The sequence below is a fragment of the Kordia antarctica genome (assembly GCF_009901525.1).
Lineage (GTDB): Bacteria > Bacteroidota > Bacteroidia > Flavobacteriales > Flavobacteriaceae > Kordia > Kordia antarctica.
The window spans coordinates 1,025,289-1,046,209 of sequence record NZ_CP019288.1; the positions used below are offsets into that span (position 1 = coordinate 1,025,289).

8 protein-coding genes are annotated in these 20,921 nt (G+C 33.5%); 1 reads left to right on the forward strand and 7 read right to left on the reverse strand.

Annotated elements, in window-relative coordinates; genetic code table 11:
* Positions 1-223 precede the first annotated feature (223 nt).
* Complete coding sequence (locus IMCC3317_RS03995; protein WP_160128217.1) at positions 224-1,771, forward strand: LamG-like jellyroll fold domain-containing protein; 1,548 nt, start codon at positions 224-226, stop codon at positions 1,769-1,771.
* Between the two features lie 176 nt (positions 1,772-1,947).
* On the opposite strand, the gene IMCC3317_RS04000 is transcribed toward IMCC3317_RS03995, so the two are convergent.
* The 7 genes from IMCC3317_RS04000 to IMCC3317_RS04030 form a co-directional block, all read right to left on the reverse strand.
* Positions 1,948-3,369, reverse strand: a complete 1,422-nt coding sequence (locus IMCC3317_RS04000) for a T9SS type A sorting domain-containing protein (RefSeq protein WP_160128218.1) — start codon at positions 3,367-3,369, stop codon at positions 1,948-1,950.
* Between the two features lie 85 nt (positions 3,370-3,454).
* Positions 3,455-4,759 (reverse strand): ATP-binding protein, encoded by a 1,305-nt coding sequence (locus IMCC3317_RS04005; RefSeq protein WP_160128219.1) that lies wholly within the window; start codon positions 4,757-4,759, stop codon positions 3,455-3,457.
* Between the two features lie 132 nt (positions 4,760-4,891).
* Complete coding sequence (locus IMCC3317_RS04010; protein WP_160128220.1) at positions 4,892-7,735, reverse strand: MFS transporter; 2,844 nt, start codon at positions 7,733-7,735, stop codon at positions 4,892-4,894.
* Positions 7,736-7,834: 99 nt separating this feature from the next.
* Positions 7,835-9,130 (reverse strand): SMI1/KNR4 family protein, encoded by a 1,296-nt coding sequence (locus IMCC3317_RS04015; RefSeq protein ID WP_228054947.1) that lies wholly within the window; start codon positions 9,128-9,130, stop codon positions 7,835-7,837.
* A 50-nt stretch (positions 9,131-9,180) separates the two neighbouring features.
* Complete coding sequence (locus tag IMCC3317_RS04020; RefSeq protein WP_160128222.1) at positions 9,181-13,080, reverse strand: phage tail protein; 3,900 nt, start codon at positions 13,078-13,080, stop codon at positions 9,181-9,183.
* 30 nt (positions 13,081-13,110) lie between these two features.
* On the reverse strand, positions 13,111-14,805 hold the full coding sequence (locus IMCC3317_RS04025; protein WP_160128223.1) for a contractile injection system tape measure protein: 1,695 nt from the start codon (positions 14,803-14,805) through the stop codon (positions 13,111-13,113).
* Between the two features lie 7 nt (positions 14,806-14,812).
* On the reverse strand, positions 14,813-20,593 hold the full coding sequence (locus tag IMCC3317_RS04030; protein WP_160128224.1) for a hypothetical protein: 5,781 nt from the start codon (positions 20,591-20,593) through the stop codon (positions 14,813-14,815).
* Positions 20,594-20,921 lie beyond the last annotated feature (328 nt).

Here is a 20,921-nt window from a genome sequence, read left to right on the forward strand (position 1 = left end):
ATTGTGAAGGTTTATTGTGAATAACACCATTTTTCTTTTAGAAATTAGTTTTATTCTATTGAAAATTAAATAGTTAAAAACCTCATGCTATTAAAAATAATAGATACCTTTTATGAATAAAATTACCCTGTTTTCATAAACCGTAAATAGATTCTCTATGTAATTCACGTTAGTTTCAGTAAATTTATACCATCATTTTAAATTCATCTTTTTACAATAGCTTATGAAACAAAAAAACATTCTTCTTTTTATTCTTAGCATTACAATACAATATGTAGTCATAGGTCAAAACATCACAGATGGTCTTCAAGCGCATTATAAATTTGATACTAATTTAGTAGATGATACACTGAATAATCATGATTTGAATACAACTGACGGAAGCGTTTCATATAATTTAGTAGCTACAAATGATTCGGCGATTTCTTTTGATGGTGCTTCTCAGGTTTCTTCGATATCAAATTTTAATAATTCGTCATTTACTGCAACAGCAGTTTCATTATGGATAAAATCAAGTACAGTTACTGCTGATTTGCAAATTTGCTTGCAAGGCGCTCACATGGGATTTGGAGCTTATATACAAGCTTATTCAGGAAAATTTATTGGTTTTTTTGACAGTTCTTCAACTGGTTCTTATGAAAGTACAAATGTGATTACCGACGGAATGTGGCATCATATTGTAATTCAAAATGACGGAACTACCACATTTATGTATGTTGATGGTGTTTTAGACGGAAGCACTTCTGAAAATTTAGTAGTCGGAAACGGAGCTGCTAACAATAAATTATATTTAGGAAAGAGCAATCTTGGAGTTCAAAATTTTGCAGGATCTTTGAATGATGTCCGAATTTATAATAGAATGTTAACGCTGTGCGATATTGAAATATTATATGATAATTATACTTCACCTGTTGCGTCTTTCTTATTTGAGAATAATCTACTAGATGATGTCAATACTAATGATTTACAATCCACTGCTGCTCTGCCTTATGAATCTTTTGGTGTAAATGATACTGCTATTATATTTGATGGAACTTCTCAAGTTTCTTCGATATCAAATTTTGATAATTCATCTTTTACGCAATGTGCAATTTCGCTTTGGGTAAAATCGAATACAATTACTGCTGATTTGCAAATTTGCTTGCAAGGCGCTCACATGGGATTTGGAGCTTATATACAAGCCAATTCAGGAAAATTTATTGGTTTTTTTGACAGTTCTTCAACTGGTTCTTATGAAAGTACAAATGTGATTACCGACGGAATGTGGCATCATATTGTAATTCAAAATGACGGAACTACTACATTTATGTATGTTGATGGTGTTCTGGACGGAAGCATTTCTGAAAATTTAGTCATCGGAAACGGAACTGCTAACAATAAGTTATACTTAGGAAAGAGCAATCTTGGAGTTCAAAATTTTACAGGATCATTGAATAATATCAACATTTACAATAGAGTTTTAAATCTTTGTGAAATAAAAGAAATTGGTCAAACAAGAATCCTTGGAATTACGGAACATGTTGATTCAAAAACTATCAATTATGCTATCTATCCAAATCCAACTACTGGTAATTTTTGGATTGATTTAAAAGATAATTATGAAGAAATAAAAGTTCAGATTTTTGATACAAATGGTAGGTTGATTTCAAAAAAACGTTTTTCACAAATGCAACTATTACCATTAGAAATTAATGCTGCTAAAGGAATCTATATTGTGAAAGTTTTATACGGAACTAACAATTATTTTGTTTCTAAAGTCATTAAGCAATAGTATAAAAAGAGGTTGTCTAAAAAGTTGAATTTTCGTCAAACCGAACTTGATTCGGTTTTCCATAATCATTAATAATCAATATAATGAGATTCTGAATAGATACTGAATCAAGTTCAGCACATGGTTCAGAATGACGCTTTCTAAGACTCTTCAGAATTACATATAAATACTGAGATTTACTGCTTTATAATTTTTTCTGTTTGAATTCCTTTATCAGTTTGAATTTTTAAAAAGTAAATTCCTTTTGAAAGATTATTTAGATCAATTTCTGCTTGAGAAACTGGAACTTCTTGTACAATTGTTTTTAATAGTTTTCCTTGTAAATCATATATAGAAATGGATTTTACATGCTGCATTTCTTTTATAAAAAGTGTACTTTTTGTAGGATTTGGATAGATAACTATTTTGTTAATTCGATTTTCTTCAACATTTAAAATTCGCAAGTTTTCATAGAGTATCAAAGCATCTTCTTCAAATGATGCAGCTAAAATATCCATATCGCCATCTCCATCAATATCATCTGCATATATAGTTGACACATCATTTATGGTATTTGTTATAACTTGTTGCGCTCCAAATGTTCCTTGTCCATCTGTATTTTCATACCAAGCAATTGTAGTATCTGAAATAGAAGCTGAAATTACATCTAAATCATTATCTCCGTCTATGTCCGCTGTAAAAACGGAAATTGGACCGTCCGCAGCTGCTGAAACAATTTGCCGTGCTCCAAATGTTCCGAGTCCATCTGTATTTTTATACATAACTACTTGGTCACCATTTCCTGTGGTTGCAAATACATCCAAATCCATATCTCCATCAATATCAGCTACATGAAGTCCTATAAAATCTTCCATTGGTGTTACATCAATTGATATTCGAGCTCCAAAATTACCAAGCCCATCCAAGTTTTTATACCAACCTAATTGTAAAGCATCACCGTTAATACTTAGAATATCCATATCGGTATCGCCATCTAAATCTGCTACCAAAAGTTCCAATGGAAAATACGTATCAGAATGTGCCTGAATGATTGTTCCTGTAGTTGGATCTATTGTTCCAGTTCCATCTACATTTTTATACCAAGTAATTTCTCGTTCACCATCACGCAAAGAAACAATTACAATGTCCATATCAGTATCGTTGTCAAAATCTGCTGCACCAATAGAGTATGTTTCAAGAAAAGCGTCGTTACTAATAATTTGTGAATTGAAGTTTCCTGTACCATCATTTCTGATGACATTCAAAAAATTAATAAAGATATACGTACTTATAATATCGACATATGTATCATTGTTAAAATCTGCTAATACAAAATCGCTAGGACCATTATTAGAGAAAGAAATCGGCGTATAGTTTCCTAAGCCATCTGTGTTTTCAAGAATAGTCATCTTTGAGTTACTAACACCCGAATTTTCATGAATACAAATAATATCTTTGTCTCCATCATTATCAATGTCAGTAGTTTTAACTCTTGGCGTATCTGTCAAAGAAAAACCGCCGCTCACAGTTAGCAAAATTCGTTCTTGAAAATTGATTTGACCATAAGAGAATTGACAAAGAATAAAAGATATTGCTATGAAAATGTAACTTTTGTGCATCGCTTATTTTTTTTCACAATTTATTAAAATTAACTAAAATTATAATTAAACTGTATGTTAAAATGTAACGTCATACACGATTATTTTAAACCATCTTCCCTTCTTTTATAAATTCGCGCTGAATAGCGTTGATTAAGATTTCATTGGTCAATTCCGTTCCGCCATCTGCCAATACTTGTAAACATGCGTATTGCACTATATTTACAATGTTTGCGCCTGTAACTTCATAATCGTCTGCAATAGTTGCCAAATCGAGTTCGTCAGATACAAATGCTTCTGGAATGTATTTTTCCCAAAGTTTGAGACGCTCTGGAATGCCTGGACTTTCAAATTGTATGATAGATTGAAATCTTCGTGTGAATGCTTTGTCAATATTACTGCGATAATTTGATGCGAGAATGACTAAACCATCATGCAATTCAATTCGTTGTAGTAAGAATGATACTTCTTGATTGGCATATTTGTCATGCGCATCGCGAACGCCCGTACGTTTTCCGAAAATAGCATCTGCTTCATCAAAGAAAAGAATCCAATTTTTGTTTTTGGCTTTGTTGAAGAGTTGCGACAAGTTTTTCTCCGTTTCTCCAATGTATTTAGAAATCACTAACGACAAATCTATTCGGTACACTTCTTTTCCAGTGTGTTTTCCCATCAAGCTAGCAGTCAGTGTTTTTCCAACGCCTGGCGAGCCAAAGAACATTACTTTGTAACCTGGCTTGATTTTGTCTTTCATTTCAAACTCGTTCAGTAATGTATCATTATGATCCATCCAAACGATGACATTGTTGACTTCGTTGAGTGTTTTTTCTTGTAATACCAAATCGTCCCATTCCATTTTCGTTTCAAGCAGTTCTGCAGGAAAATCTTGACTGAGTTTTGGTTTTGATATGGAACCATATACAAATAATTCTATGTATTCAGGATCGAGCAAAAGTGTTCCGCTAATTTTTGGTTCGCCCAAAGGCGTATTTCCTAATGTTAAAATAGATTTTTGATAAAATGTATGACTTTCGTCGAATGCTTTTACAATATGATTTCTTGCCAAAAAATTATCACCAGCAACAATAAAAAGTGCCGTTTCTCCTGTTGGAATAATTCCGCGGTAATGTGTTCCTTTTACGCCTCCAAATTCTGGAAATTCACTTCCATCTGGGAAATATTCGGATAGAATACTAGTTAAAAAACCTGGCGCTACATGTGGTAATATGGAGAGCAATAGAATGAGTATTTCAAAGATTTGAAAATTGTTTTGTGTAACAAATTTTGAAAATTCAGTATCGTCTTTAGCAAAGTCAAATACAGGAAAGTTGATTTCTTCATCGCTTTCAGAAGCTTTGATAAGTCTAAATTTCACGGCTTCTTTAATGTAGTCTATAATTTCAACAGTCATGTCTTTTGATAAATTTTATTTATTTGCTTAGAAACACTTTTTACGTGTCCGCATAGAACATATAAAGAAAAGAAGATTTCCTATTTTATGAAACCGTTTAAACACTTTTTCTAAGGGTGTTTTTCCCCTTTTCTAGTTATTATTTTTGAGTTGCTTATTTAGAAATTCAACATCATTTTTAATGAATTTGCTATTTTTAAGAATACTGTCGTAATAATTCAAGGTGCTTTTGCTCAAATGTCTAGCCAATGTAGGCTCATACGTTTTCCAATGGTGTTTGTTGTTTGCGTCTTCTGTCATTGAAAAAATTTGTTTATTTTCAACTTTTAGAAAGTTTACAAGACTGTCTCTTACCTTAATACCATTTGGATCATCATTAATAAATCCTTCTATTTCTCCTCCAACAAATACTTCTACATCAGTAATAGTAATAACTCTTGGTAGATAAATTGGCACGTGTTTTACGCGATATTTTTTTGAATTGATTGCAGAAGCTAAAGAATCTTTTAGTTCACTCTCTGGTTTTCTTCCACGTTTTTCAAGTCGCTTGATTAAATCACTAAAGTAATCTGGATTTTTGTCCAAATTTGCGCCTGCGCTGATAACTGCGGATAGATTTCCTTGTTCTTTTTCATCAAATGTTATAAAATCTATTTGAGTAGTATCTTTAAATTTTTCTAGTAAGTATTTGATGTAATTTGATTTCCCATTGATGATTTCCACGAATATGACATTGGTTTCCGGTTGTATGATGAAATCCTTGCTGTTTTTGAGAAAATCGTACCAATCCAAACTTGTCAGCAATCCGCTGTTATCAATCGCGCCAGCGTCAATAAAATGTCCGTAACCTTTTATTTTTGCCGCAGGACTGAATCCTGGAAACCGATTGGTACACGAAACCGCTTGATAAAATGAAACTACAGATCGTTTTTCATCTCCATTTTCTGGAAAAATAGGTTCTAATTGCGCTAAATTATCTGCATTTAAGAACAAATCTCTTTCCGTTTGATCGTAACGAACGGAACTAAAAACGCCTCTTCTTCCATTGGTTTTAGACGTATTTACCAACAACGCTGGGAAATACTCATTTTTATCAAAAATATTCTTTTTCCAATATCCTTGAAATGATTCATCTATAAGTGTTCTACCATTTTTATCTTCCAACAAATTTTGATACGCTACCATTGAATAATACGCTCTGTCTTTATGTTGACTCATTTGTTTGAGCAGAATTGCTTTTCGGATAAAATCCCAACCTAATGTATATGAAATATCCATGGAAGCATAATTTTTTCTGGCAACAGTATTTATTCTTCCATCAATATTTTCAAAACGATTAATCGAATTTTTAGGGAATTGTCCCGATAATACAGCATACATTGAAAGTCCCATCATTCCACCAGAAGCACCTGAAAATGAAGCGGTTTGATCTAAGAATTCTCCTTTTGTTTCTTTTTGAAGATGATTTAGCAATTTCATCGTCCAAATGTTTGCTTTTACCGCGCCACCATGAGAAGCCACAAAAATGAGTGGTTTGTCGTTTTGTATTCTTTTTTCTAAAGAATCTAAATACGTACGCATGTGTAAAACATCGTTATCCATGTGTGGAACTCGCGTATCTAACTCATGTACAGTACTTTCTCTCCAAATCATGGAACATATAATAATTGCTATTATTGCAACTAAATAAAAAGTCGTTTTCTTTTGTCCTGTTGCTACAAATTGTCCTTGAGCAGTTAATGGAATTATCCGTGCAAATTTACTTTCTTTTAAACCAGATGCATCTCTGTATGGTTGTTCTTCTATTTCTCCACATTTGTAAGCACTGTATTGTCTTTTGATTGCTTGTATTACAAATAGATATTTTAGTACACATGCCAATCCGTAATAGATAATGTATATGTATCCGAGTAGAATTACCATTGCATTTACAAGTGGTAAATCGTACGCAACGGCAATGTTGCTATACAAAATTAAACCAAAAATTAATACTGCCACAATGAAGAAAAATACCACATAGTTGAAATTTACTTCAATTCGTTTTAATACTGGTATGGAGGCATAATCATATAGTTTTGAACGAAATAAGCGAAAATATATATACGTCAATGATAAGAATAGTGTAAGCGATTGTAATAAGAAATAAGACGCTGTATTGAAATTTCCACTAAATGCTGTGATAAGCAATACTACGATGGAAAGTAATGTAATTATATAGAAGAATACGATTCCGTTGGTATAAAATTTTTCGTAAGCAGGCGAATCTTTGTCATGTGTTTCTCTGTATTTTTTGTTTGCCTTTTCAACTTTATTCTTTTTTATGAGCATATATATGATAACCAAAAAAGGAATTATGTAGAAGAATAGATTGCTCCACAAAATGATATTGATGTCACCGAAAGCAAATAAGAGTTTTGGTTCATAGGTTTTGAAAATGTAATATGTCCAAATGGAAAAGATGCACAAGCCCAAGCTGTATCGAAAGAATTTCGCAAAATAATCTGGTTTGTATTCTTTTTTTCTTTTGCTTCCTATTAATTTTGAAGTTCCAGATTCGTTAATTTCCTCCGTTTTTTGTCTTTTAATTACTTCTTTCTCAGGTTTTTTACTAAAGGTAAATATTTTATAGATTCCTAACCACACGTGTGCATACCAATAGTTTTCATCTTTACTATCGTTGATGTCTTTGGCATAATATATATAAATTGGATAGTGCGAAATAACCAACGCAAACACAGAAATAATAATATAACATAGTATTAATGAACCTGGCGCGCTTTCTACCATATCAACTAGTAGTGTATACGCCTGATCGAGTGCTTTTACTAGCAAAAAGATAATTGCTAAAATAATGATACTCAAAAATGAAGCACGACGAAATTTATTGAACGAAGCAAAGAATTCGTATACAACGTTTCCTAATTTCACAAGCCTAGACTGCGATTTTTTTTCTTGATTTTCTTGGTCAGTTTCCATGCGAATACGTTTTTATTTTTGTTTTCTTAAATATACAAAAATAGTTTTGTGGTTTTTTTACCTATGTTTGGGGATTTTGGTTTTTTGTAGGTTTTTTAATTATAATGAATTATTTGGAAAAGTCTTATCAATAATTTCTCTTGAGATAATTTTCATACTACTCTTATCTTTTTCATCAAGTAAATGATAGTGCCATTCATTAATTCCTTTTACAGATAATACTTTGGTAATATATTCATTAATTGAAATATTCAATTCCTTAAAATCACCATCATCAAATAAAAGAAGTTTGTAACCATCCTCATCAATACTCAACACAACATCATTTCCTGTAGACTCAATATTCTCAAACCTTTTTACAGATTTAAAATTATCCACATCTGTATCCCAAAATTGTCCCTTATATACTTCATTACTCCACTTTTTTAATTGTCTTCCACCCATCATTTCTTCTAATGATAGAATTTGAATAGACCCATTTACTGTTTTTTCTTGTTGAATTGTTGTCCATCTTAATGAAAAACCATTTACTTGATAGTAAAATGCTAATAACTCTAAAGGCAATTCTATTCCTGTTGATGCGTGAAACCTTCTCAAACTTGCAACACTCACACCGGGATTTATTTTGAATTTAACTTTTTTAAAAGTTTCATCTTTTTTGAAACTTTTCAATTGCTCACTTATAATTTCAAAATAATCTATTCTGTCCTTTTTTGCTTGATATTTATTAAAATTTGAATCGATTAAGCTGTTATTAAATTGCTCAAATACTTCTGTATTAAATTCCGAGTCAATGATTTTTAAATCACTTGCTATAGTATCTGGAATCTTCCGCACTGGGCTTTCAGTGATATCTTCTAAAAAATATTCCTGCCATAATTGAATAGCATTAAACTTGATGTTTTGATCAATATATTCGGGAAGTGTTAAAGACATTTTTTTCAATTGCCCGTAGGCATTGTACCAAAATAAAATTGCCTTATCATTTTCTATTTTAAAAACAGTATAATTTCCATCCTCACAATGATCTAACACATAAAAATCATCATTGAAATTTTCTGCTTTCCAAATTTTTTGTCTGACCTCTTTTCTTCCTGAAAAAAAATATGAAGAATCGCTAAGAAGTTGTCCAAGTTCATATACTTCCGATTTTCCTATTATTATTCTGTTTGAAGTGTCAGAGTGCATTTTCCAATCAATTATCAAACCATTACAAGTTCTATACAGTTTTTTGATATCAGTTGAAAGTTTAATATCCAATGAATCTTGAAACTTTTTTATTTTGGCTTCACTTAGTTTCGTGAAAAAACCCAATATACAGTTTTCAGATTTTTTTATTTTAGGTTCAATTCGATCTCGCAATGAATTGAAGAGTGCATAGGTATTTTCAAACATATCAATTTTTTGAATTTAATGTTGATTGTAATTTAAGAATAATTTTATTGTTATCTTATCTTTATTTTTCTGCCTTTATGCAGAACTTTTATCGCAGGAATGATGTTGTTTTTTAAATTATCTTGCCAATTGTTTATTCCACGTGTTGATTTAAGGTTTTTCGGAACAAAACTTAACATTCTAGTTTCAAACTCTTTAAGTGTACTATATCCTTTTCCCGTCGTAGCTATCTCACTTTTAATTCGCTTCATTACGGTTTGACTAAATATGCCTTTATATGATTTACCTTTGTATGTTATTATAGAAAATAATGTATGTGAAGGTGAGCTAAGGCTTGGTATAGGCTTCTTAGAAAAATCAGGCTTATTCATTACAGAAATATTTTGTAACCTATGCTTTACATCTTTTTTCCATTTCTTATTTCCTTCAAAAATATACAACCCTACTTTTTGGTCTATACGGCTCGGATAATCTTTACTTGCACCTCCATGATAACTTACTCTCGTTTCCCACCATATCACGCTATTTTTATTTTCTAAAACTAATTTTTTAGCAAAACTTTCAAATGATCTCATTGTTCCAGAATTGGTAGTGTTTCTTCCAGGAACCAAATTATAAGGATATCCTTCTCCTCCTAATTTTTCATTTACTAAATGCATTTGAACCCATTTATCACTAGCTTTTGTAAGTCCGCTATTATAGATTTTTGCCCAACCTATGGTTCCTGATGTTGCCTTTTTATCCTGCGGATCTGACCCACCAACAGCATGCTTTTTAGAAAGCATATCTACTTTAACTACACTTGGTTTTACACTTGCAGTATTTCCTCTTGCTGGACTCCAAACAGCTTTTGGGATATCTTTATTACTGATTCCTCCTTGCAATTGCGCAAATGCATCTCCCATTTTAGCGAGCGCTTTTACAAATTTTTCCTTTTTATCTTCAGAAACTGGTGGTGTTACTAAAAATGGCTTCACAGTTTTATACATTTTATTAGCATGCTTCCATTTTTTCATCCTTGGAGTTTTTTGATCTTTAGGAAGTGCTTCTATTTCCGTCTTCAAATCTGCTAAATATACTTGTACTTCAGTGGGTTGTGATCTTATAATCAGTTTTCCTTTTTTCCCTTTTTTCTCAACACTTAATGTATGCTTTTCGCCATCTTTATTGGTAAATCCTTTTTTCCAACCCCACCATTTGAGAACTTTCCCAACAGCACCTTTCACCTTAGCTTTCCCTTTCTTAACCAAACCTTTAAAAGCCTTTCTAGCTTTTTTAATCACCTTATTAATGGCTTTGTCAATACGCTTACGAATTCGCTTGATGATTTTCTGCACTTTTGCCGTTAAGCCTGTAATTCCAACTAATGCCGCTAAGAAACCAATTAGTATTGGTAATGTTTTAGCTAATGCTTTTTCAATAGATTTTGCTAAGGTTTCTATTCCACCAGAAGCCAACGCTCTCACTCCATCAATGAATGCGGTTACGAGTTCAAATATTTGTGCGGCGCGTTCTACGAAGAAACGAACAACATCAATGATTAACATCGCAGCTTTTACAAATGCGCCTGCCGGACTCAGTAAGCCCATAATCCACTTAATTCCAGCTTCTACAACTTTGGTAATTACCATATCGCGAATGGCATCCATGACTACTTCTTTTAAGTCACTAAACTGCTCTTTGATATGTTCCCAAAGTCCATCTACTCCTTTTTCTTTGACAATGGAGAATATTTCCACCGCTTTTTCCATGCCTTCCACCACGGGTTCGCCCAATAGTTTTACGGCTTTGCTTCTGAAGTAATCCCACGTTAATCCTAGAATTTGCATGACGAGGTTAAATATTCCCTTGAGGCTGAATAAATTGTCAGGAATTGTAATTCCAACGCCGCCTAATGAACCTGTGAGCCATTCTATCAATCCTGTGATTAAGTGTGTTTTTATGTTGGCAAAGAAGTATTCAAACCCAAGTTTGATTCCCAAGAAAAGGTTTTTCAAGAAACCTATCGGATCTGTAATAATTGCTTTTATAGCATCTATCAACGCTGCAATGAGCGTAAATAGTAAGTCTTTTATTTTCAGAATAGTTTCAATGATTCCCTTTAAGAAATTAAACGCCGCTTCTAACCAAGAGGAACTTACGCGTTCTTTGATTTCGTCAAAAGTTGCGCGTAAACTGTCTACATTTTCTTTGTATTGTTTTGCTAAATCTTGCGCCAATTCTTGTTCTTTGGAAGCAACCGTTTCTTCTAAGTCTGTGTATTTATCATTGAACGATTCTAATGAATCCGCGGCAAGTTCTTGTTGTTTTGTACTTAAAGTACTGTTGAAGGTATTCATTTCCGTCCTACCGTTATCAATCAATGTCATTGATTCATTCAGACCTTTTGCAATTAAAGCTGCGATTTTATCAAATATTTTATCAAGCTTGTCAATGAAATTCTTTTTTTCCGTTTGGAATACGCCTTCAATCGCTCCAGCATTTACATCACTACCCGTAAAGAAACTTGCAATACTATCGTCAATAGTTGTCCAACCATAAATATCACTTAGTTTTTTCTCTACGCGTGATTCAAAAGATTTTTTAGCGCGTTCTACTTGTCCACCTTCTTCAAAATAAGCATCAACATCTGTAGATATTTTATCTAAACGTACGCCAACCGCTTCTTTGGTTTTGTCATAAATTCTTTTAAATTCTTTGTTGATCCTTTTTTGTTCAAGCTTGTCTTCACTTTCGTTAGAGTTTTGCGCGCTTAAAACATTGGTGAAGTTATCTGTTCGTGATGCAAACATTCCGCCTAACTTCTCCTGACCTTGAGTTCCTGCTTGCGTTTTAGCTTCGCCAAGCGCCAAATTCTCCTTATTTCGATATCGTTGTGGCGCTTTTTTCGCTTCTTCTTTAGCTTTGGTTTTAGAATCGAGTGCTTCTGTGAATTTTGGCTCGTTCGAATTGGATAATTGCGAATCGGAAATTTGGTTTTCTTCCATTAAATCATCAAGAGAATCACTCTCTTTTTCCATGGAAATTTCAGTCTTATGCTTTGGTTTTGGCGTTGCCGATTTATTGTTGATTGGCTTTGGAGCCTTTCCTGGTTTATCAGCAATAATGCCTTTTGGCACGGTAGATTTTACTTCACTTTTTGGAGGATTTGGATCTTTTGCATCTGTTGCTAACGGACCGGCAACCTTGTCTTTTTCCTCCGTAACATTGCTATTTACATTCGTTTTAACTGCATCAAGCGGCTTATCTTTCTTAAAATCTTCCGCGCCTTCTTCAGTTGTTGGCAAGTTAGATTCTAACGTATCTAATTCCTTTTTGAGTGATTCTTTAAAACTCGCCGCCGTAAATTTCTTTTTCTTAGCTTCTTTGGAAGTCGCTTCAATACTTGCGTAATGCGATGTTCTGTTATTAACTTGTTGCTGCTCTTCTACTGGCAAAATAGCCGCAGCTTTTACTTCTTGCGCTTTTACATCTGATTTTGGATGTACTTCTTGTTCCTCTTTTGCGCCTTTTACATGTTTTAGCGTGTCTTGAAACGCTTTGTCACTTTCTGGCGTCGAAGGCGTTTTTATAACTATATATTCTTTCTTTTCCGCTTCTTTACCTTTTGGTACTGCACCTTCTTTGGAAGCCGCTTTTTTAGCGTCTGTTCCTTTTGCTGCAGCAGCATTTGTATTTTTTGGTGTTGCAACGGCACTATTTGTTGCTGGTTTTTTCACTTGAATAGCTGCACCTGAAGATTTTTTTCCTTTAGAATTTTTAACTTCTTTGGTTTTGCTAGGTGCCGCATTGCTTTCCGTTTTTGGAACTACAAATAACTCCGCTTTTTTATCGTCGGTAGCTTTTTTACCCTTTTTTTTAGCTTTTTTTGGCGCAATAAATAGATTTGACCGAGAGGAATTTCCTTTCGATGCATCTGTTCTTTTTTTTTGAGCGCGCGCTGTATTCATGCAATATCTATGTTAATCTAATTTTTTAATTTACCATTCGATGTGTACCATTTTCTCCATCCATTTTAAACGGAATAAGCTAATATTCCACGGAACTTTCTCTAGCAAAATGTCTTGCGCCATGTGTTCTATTTTTAGCTTTATGCTTTCTTCTGTAATCGTAATATATCCGTCACGCTTTATAAACATATCGCGCAAGGTGTTTATGGTGCTTTTTTTCAATACAACCCAATGCGTTAAAACGGCGTTCAACAATTCGTCACAAAGTGCTTTGTCTTCGGTTGTCAAAGGCGTTTGATAGTCAATAATTGTTTCCAACGGAATTCCGAGCATTATTTTTTCTAAGGTCAATTCTACATCTGTAACTTCTTCATTTTCTGTTGCCAAATAGTGCAATAACATACACGCTTTGTCAATGTCTTTGATTTCATTATTTTCTGTGACTAAATCAGCGCCTTTTAAAAAGGTTGTTAAGAAAGGATGTAACAGAATTAAGCCTGATTTCTCCGTGGTTAACGCAACGTCTTTTAGTGTTTTTGGTGTTTTCGCTTTCGCGAGAAATGACTCTGTATCATTCGCCGTTGTATTTTCTAAATCAGCAGCAGTTTTTTCGTGTACATTTCTATTTTCAGTAATTGCTTTTTCACTTTCTTTTTTAATAGTATCAGAAACTTTTTCGTTGGTTTGATGCTTCTCTGTTTTATCTTTTTCTGTTTGAAGGTTTTCAATTTCAGCTTCATCCTCAATTTCATCAACTAATTGATTGTCAGACGTTGCATCTATTAAATCTTTCGTTGATTGTTGTGAATCTTTTTTCTGAGTCAACACATCTTTTGTGGTGTCTCGCTGATTTTTAGAAGTTTCGTTTACGACAGTTCCAATTTTTGAGACACTAATAGTTATATTTTTTCCTGCTTCATGTTGTACAATTGCCTGTAAAAGTGCAATTGAAATGTAGCGTTCATTACTTTTTGTAATCCGTTTTCCTTCCGATTGTACTTTTGGTTGTAATAGTTGCAGAAACGTTTTTGAAAATTGTGTTATGGAACTACTTACGCCAAGTGTTTTGTGCCAAATACTCGCTACGGAATTATCATAGTACAGCTGAAAACCTTCGAATATTGCTTTGATAAATTGTTTAAAGAAAGTAGTTTCTAGCGTTATGTGTTGCGTTGTAAATTGCTGTTTGGTTTCTATAAGTGCTGAAAACGCTGTATGATCATTCCGCAGCAGCGATAACATACGTTCAATAGCATCCGATGATTGTATAAATAACGTTTTGAGCTTTGTTTTTTCAGTACTTGTAAATTCAGACGTATTCAACCATTCTTTGAATGATTTTACAGGAATGTACGCTTCTAATATTCCATCAGAAAGATATCTTAATAGCGCATCAAACGGAGACGCTTCTGGTGTAATTCTTGCGATAATTTTTCCATCACTAGAAGTTCCATCCGACTGAATGTTAATTAATTGCTGACTTATTTGATGAATGATTTCTTTCTGTAAGGTTTCTAAATTCAAATCATCAACCTCAACATTTATATCAATGGAATCAATTGCACATTTTGTGTTTGGGTATTTTTTGTCCCAATTATCGCAAATACTTTCCACACGTGGCAACAATCTATTTTGAAAAAAATCAACATAATATTGTTCCCACGAAACAAGTCCGTCATTATGATTTACATCAACTTCAAACGCTATGTTATGAATTGTATGCATCAATTAGTTATCTAGTTCTCGTTGAAAAAGTGGTACTTAATTCGTTTACAAGCACTTGATCTTTACCATTGAAAGTGGCTAAATATTCATCTGTTATTTTTATTCTTGATCCTCCATCTCCATAATCAATAGTACGATCATCTGATGTCGTTTTAATACTTGTCATCAGTGAAGCTGCAGTATCGTTCTCAACACAACGTAACAGTTCTAAAGACATTAATTCTAGTACTTCATCTACATTTAGAAATAATTTTTTATCTTCATTATTAATGTTGGTATTGTTCAAGAAATTATTTTGTAGTTCAGTTCTAGTTGAATTGATCTGACCGATTAATTCCAAGCCATCAGTGTTAAGATTTTTTGATCTACTTATTGCAAGTACAGTATCTCGTAAAGGAGTCAACACATTCGTTTTTATATTGCCTTCATACGGTTTTCCTCCAAATTTCTCATTTAGTCTATTTAATTCATCATTTACTCCTAAAATTTCGAGTCTGTCAGTATATGAAGTTGTACACACCAAACGTCCTAGAGGACTTGTTGGATCTGTTGGGTTCGCTGGTCCGGATGGGTTATCACGAGTTGATGAAATTGTAACTTGATTTTCACTTGTACAACTAACACCATTTACAGCAAGTGTAACAAGTGTTCTTTGTCCAACAGTTGTACTTGCATCTAGCATATATCTGTGTGGATTTGTAGAGCTTGGGTCTAATTGTGCTCCGTCTGGTAATAGTAGTACACCGTAGTCAAAATAATTTTTATCACTATATGTATGCTTATATCTAAATATATATCCGGCGGCGCCAGGAATCCAGTTAGAATTATCCACATCATGCGTAATATCATCATCAGCAGGAAATTTGTATACACGTGTTGTTCCAACAATATCATTGCCTATTTGAAATTGAATTTCATTCCCAACTTCTCCAAATGGCACTAAAGATGGATTGAACACATAATTTTCGCCTTCTACTTCAATAAATGCAGTTCCTTGCGGAGATGTAAGAACAGCATCTGCTGTTCTAATTGGTAGTAAAACTTTTAAAGGTTCTGTATCTTCTTTCCAGCAATAGCTTTCGTTCAAATTGAGTTGTGCTGGTTCTGGACTATTTTCACGTATGGTAATATCTACAGGAGTTGTTTCACAAGGAGTAGTATCCATCAATTCAGGCTTTACAGAAACTGTTGCTGAATATGTTCTATCTACACTTCCATCGATTGATTGAATAATATGTCCTGTGAGCTCATTAATTAAAGCTCCGCTTTCGTCCAACCATTTTACTTCTAAATAATTTTCTGGATTGTTTACACCTATTATGTTATAATTTGCTACTAAATCTACAATTAAATTATCTCCTTCCCAACGCTCATTTTGGTATGTAGCTTCTACACTTTCTGGAGTTTGGTATACAAATGTATGTGCTACTTCTATGTTACCAATCTCGAAGCCTATTCGTTGTCCTATTAAATTAAATTGGAATTGTGATAGTTGAAATATATATTCATCTCCATTTGGTTGAATGAATCCACCACCTTGTGGTGATGTAAGGACAACTTCTGCTGGCGAAACTGGTATTATAATATCAGCTGCCATTATTGAACCGCCATAACAATACCCTCTTTCTAGTATAAAAGTTGGACGTGTTCTATTTATGGACACTTCAATAGCGACTGTTTCACAAGGATCAACATCTATTAGACTAGCTCTGACAGCTATAATAACACTGTATGTTATTGCTACTGTTCCTCCATCCGAAGGAATTCTATGTTGTGTAATATCTCCTTCAATCAAAACATTGTTGTTATCAAACCATTTTACTTCTAAATAATTTTGTGGATTGCTTACACCAGGTACTGTATAATTAGCTATTAAATTAACAATGACATCTTCACCGTCCCAACCTACAAGTTCATCATTAGCATTTATGTTATCAATACCTGGAACTTTGTACACTGTTGTTGATGCAACAGGTGAACCATCTATATGAATATTAATTTGTTGTCCTACAAGGTTATTTGGAACAAGTCCTGATTCAAATTTTGTAATACCCGAAATAGTTTCTATAAAGTTACCTTGCGGAGAAGTAATATTTGCTTCAGGATCAACATCAAGGACTATGGAGTCTCCAAAACAAATTCCTGTCGGTATGTCTAACATAGGTCTTGGTATTGTAAAACCTATTTCAAAAAATATTGAACAAGAATCTTCCAAACCAATGACACGCATTTCTACCATAAAGTTTCCGGAAGCTTCTCCTGTTCCTTGTACAGCTATGTTTGAAACATTCCTTGTGTCTCCAATTGAAATACCAGTGCTTCTTTCAGTCCATCTGTATTCAATGTACGTTTGTGATTGGTACGCATGTGTCGCTCTTAAGTTTACTATGACACCATTTTCATTCCATTCAACAACATCATACGCTTGCAATTGATTACCTTGACCGTCCATGTTTATAACTGAAGGCAATCTACCAATACGTGTAAATTTGTCTGGTACAGGATTTCCATTAACTTCGAATGTGATGTCCGTACCAAGTAATGCATCTGGCACGTTTACTGGATTTATAAAATAATCTCCTGCTCCATCTTGTTCTATAAAGTTTGGCGCATCAATTGGTGTTTGTGGTGATGTTAGTATTGCTCCATCTGGTGTTACTATAATTGGAGTCAATGCCACTGTTGTCATTTGTACGTTGTGACATATGATTTCAGGAACTACGACGCTGATTTCTACTTCTCGTGTTTCATCAACAGGAACTTCATAACTTTCAGTACATCCATTTTGGTATCCTTCTACTCCAATGATTAATTTGAATGTTTCTACAAACGACTCTTCTGGGTTAGCGAAGAATTCTGCTAATACATCTTTTTCAGTTCCTATTTCTGATCCGTCTTCACGAGTCCATGAATAGGTAAAGTATGAAAGTGTATCTAATTCATGACTTACGTTTAAATCTAAATTTATTCCTGCTTCATTCCATGATAAGAAATTGTACGTAGGCGTAACATCCAGAGGAAATTTGAAAACACATATTTCAACAGGAACCGTTGGTGTATTTCCATCTACTAAGAACGTTAAAGTTTGTCCTAGTAATTCATCAGTTACTCCAGATGGATCAAATGCATAGCCTGCATCCGTTTGTACAATGAATGCCGTTCCTTCCGGAGAAGTTACCACGCCATCACCTGATGATTGAATTACAAAATCTACTAAACCATCATCTGAAGGCAAGCAGTATTTTGTTTTTGCTATAGATAAGGTAGTTTCTATTTCTACAGTGTTGTATACAATTGTTTCTGGCGGACAGTCTGAACAACACATGTATGGCAATGCAAAGTCAAATTGTATGAGTCCGTTAAATTGGCGTTCTACGATATTGGAATCATCTAGTATTGATTCGGTTCCTCCAATGTAAACCATTAGAAACGTTCCACCTTTTGGCACACCAGCCATGTGTTCTGCTCCTGGATGTTCAACTATGAGTTTTGATAAGATGAGTTCTCTATATAAGTTGTTTCTGATGTCATCTACTTGATCTTTTAGCCAATTAAATTTTTCTGTTAAACAACATAATTTTGAGAGTTCATAGATAAAATATTCATACATTTTATCATGTGTTTTACTTCCAAAAACGGTGTCCGCGCTTAAGTTAGATAACGCAAATAGTGCTTGTTTTACGTCTGTACATAATTGTTCAATTGCCGCTTTAAATGCAGTCCATTTTTCGGTGTTGAATAATTCGTTTAGTGACTGTAAGAAGAGTCTTTTAATCTCCGCCAAATTGGTAATTATTTTTACAGGAATTTCTGTGTAAAAGAAATAATCATCATTTTTAACAACTGTTCCTAAAATTTGAGCTATAATGTCTAAAGTTATTGTAGAAACATATCCTGCTGCAACGTTTTGATTTCCTATATGAATATAGGCTTGGTCAATTGCATATTGGAGAGAATCTTCGTATATGGCAGCATTTACAGTTACTCCATCTACACTTACTGCATCTGTATTTGTGTTGATGGTGCTTTCAGCATTTGTATTGATGGTACTTTCGGCAATTTTTCCAAGCTCAGCACTTGCTGCTTTTTTCTTTTTCAATAATTGTAATTGTTGTGCTGATTGTACAGATGCAACCGAATATACAGTAGTTACTGTGTCATTATCTCCTGGCGATGTGTATTGATATTTGTTGAAGAATTCTGTTGCGCTTTCTGCGGTACAGCAAAATTCTTTTTCCCAAGTTTTTAGAAGAATTGCATAATCTTTTGTATCACATTTATCATCGTCAAGCGTAATTTTCTTTACGGGAAATCCGATACTAATCGTTTTTACATCAAATGCTAAGTTGTATTTAGCTTTTAAGGTATTTACTCTTTTGAGCGCCAAGCGGAAATCTTTTCCAACGTGTCCTTCTATTCGATAGAAATCTTTGTCTAAATGACTGAATTTTAACGGTTCTTGAATGCAAGGAATATTTTTCAGGTTGGAAACATGATATCCTAATTGATTTTTTGGCTTTCGCTGTTGAATCGAGATCGGGTTCCAATTGGTAACCAACGAATTTTTCGTTTCATAGTAATATGGAATGGAACGTTCGCTGAGTTTGAATTCGTATCCTTTAGATGGTGTAATTTTAATTGCTGTCGTGGGTACGTTTGGTATTCTATATTCTTTTAGTTGATTGAAAAATTTAATACACAATGCTCTGATAGAAAGTAAGTTTTCATCATTTTCAGAAACCGTTGGTGACGGATAGAAACTGTGACGTGTTTGTAAACGCGTTTGTTCTTCTAAGGTTCCTAAAAGCAAATGTTTTGGAAATGCATTTATATTTGCAACACACTCAAAACGTGTATATAAAATGAGTTCGCGAATTTCACGATAGGTATCTATTAAATCTTTTAATAAATCATATTTGTATTGAATAAATTGCTCTTCTTGTACAGTAAAAATAGCGTCAAAATAAGCCGTAATTTGTGGAACATTCACGCCATATCTCGCAAAGTTAATGCGGTGACTAAAACGATTTATAATAGTTGTAATTCCAGTATGTAATTCCGTTTTTAAGAAGAGGCTATTTTTGAATTGATCGTGAATAGAAATTCCAGAAGTTGTATTATTTTTTGTCAATAATAAACGTGGCATACACAATTCTGGCAGCGTATCATAATACTTAAGTACATCATGACTTTTGTAAATGGTATCTCCAGAAATTAGTGCTGCATAATTGTTTTTGTGTATAAGTAAGAATTTAAGATTGCTGTATACTTTGTTTCCAGTTTCATCACAACCAGAACCGCCGCACAATCCTTCATCTTCTGTATAATTTTCTACATACGCTATAAGAATATAATCTTTGAGCGCACCAGGTTCGTTAGTGTTAAAAGAGGTGAGCGGGTGCTCGTCCAAAAGACGTCCCGCCCCCTCTTGTTCGTAAATCTCATATACCTGTCTCCCATTAAATAAAGCGTAATCCGCTCTATCTGTCAGTTCACCATAATATTGAAATTCACGTGTTATTGTATTTATAATGTCGCCATCGGTGGTAATTCCTGCACCTTGAGCTATAATAATTTTACCTCCTGAATATGAAACAATATTCATTCCGCATCCAATTCCAACACCAATTAAGTATATGCGACTTAACCGATCTTGATCTTCGAAGTAATTTACAACTTTATTTAGGTTTTTGTGTGTTAAAACCTGATCTGGCAAAAATTCTTCATAAATATTGCCTTGTGTGTTTAAAATATGTAAATACGGTTCTTTCTTTTCTATTGTTTCCATCGGTATTTATTTTTTAGCTGATTTTAGATCGCTTCGCTTTTAGGCTTTTATGTAAGTTATTCACTTACTTTATTTGCTCGGTTCTCTCTAATCTTTCATTTTCGCATTTAATTTTCAAAGTACTTTTCGATACTAATTTGTTATTCGTTGATTCCTTATTCGTTGATTTCTTATTGTTAATTTTCAACTTCAATTTTTCACTTTCAACTTTTCACTTTTCACTTTTCACTTTCAACTTTCAACTTTTCACTTTCAACTTTCAACTTTTCACTTTCAACTTTCAACTTTCAACTTTCAACTTTTCACTTTTCACTTTTCACTTTCAACT

Bases quoted from the DNA above. Each gene is read 5' to 3' on its own strand.
- IMCC3317_RS04030 (WP_160128224.1), bottom strand. From the start codon at position 20,593: ATGGAAACAATAGAAAAGAAAGAACCGTATTTACATATTTTAAACACA.
- IMCC3317_RS04010 (WP_160128220.1), bottom strand. From the start codon at position 7,735: ATGGAAACTGACCAAGAAAATCAAGAAAAAAAATCGCAGTCTAGGCTT.
- IMCC3317_RS04015 (WP_228054947.1), bottom strand. From the start codon at position 9,130: ATGTTTGAAAATACCTATGCACTCTTCAATTCATTGCGAGATCGAATT.
- IMCC3317_RS04025 (WP_160128223.1), bottom strand. From the start codon at position 14,805: ATGCATACAATTCATAACATAGCGTTTGAAGTTGATGTAAATCATAAT.
- IMCC3317_RS04020 (WP_160128222.1), bottom strand. From the start codon at position 13,080: ATGAATACAGCGCGCGCTCAAAAAAAAAGAACAGATGCATCGAAAGGA.
- IMCC3317_RS03995 (WP_160128217.1), top strand. From the start codon at position 224: ATGAAACAAAAAAACATTCTTCTTTTTATTCTTAGCATTACAATACAA.
- IMCC3317_RS04000 (WP_160128218.1), bottom strand. From the start codon at position 3,369: ATGCACAAAAGTTACATTTTCATAGCAATATCTTTTATTCTTTGTCAA.
- IMCC3317_RS04005 (WP_160128219.1), bottom strand. From the start codon at position 4,759: ATGACTGTTGAAATTATAGACTACATTAAAGAAGCCGTGAAATTTAGA.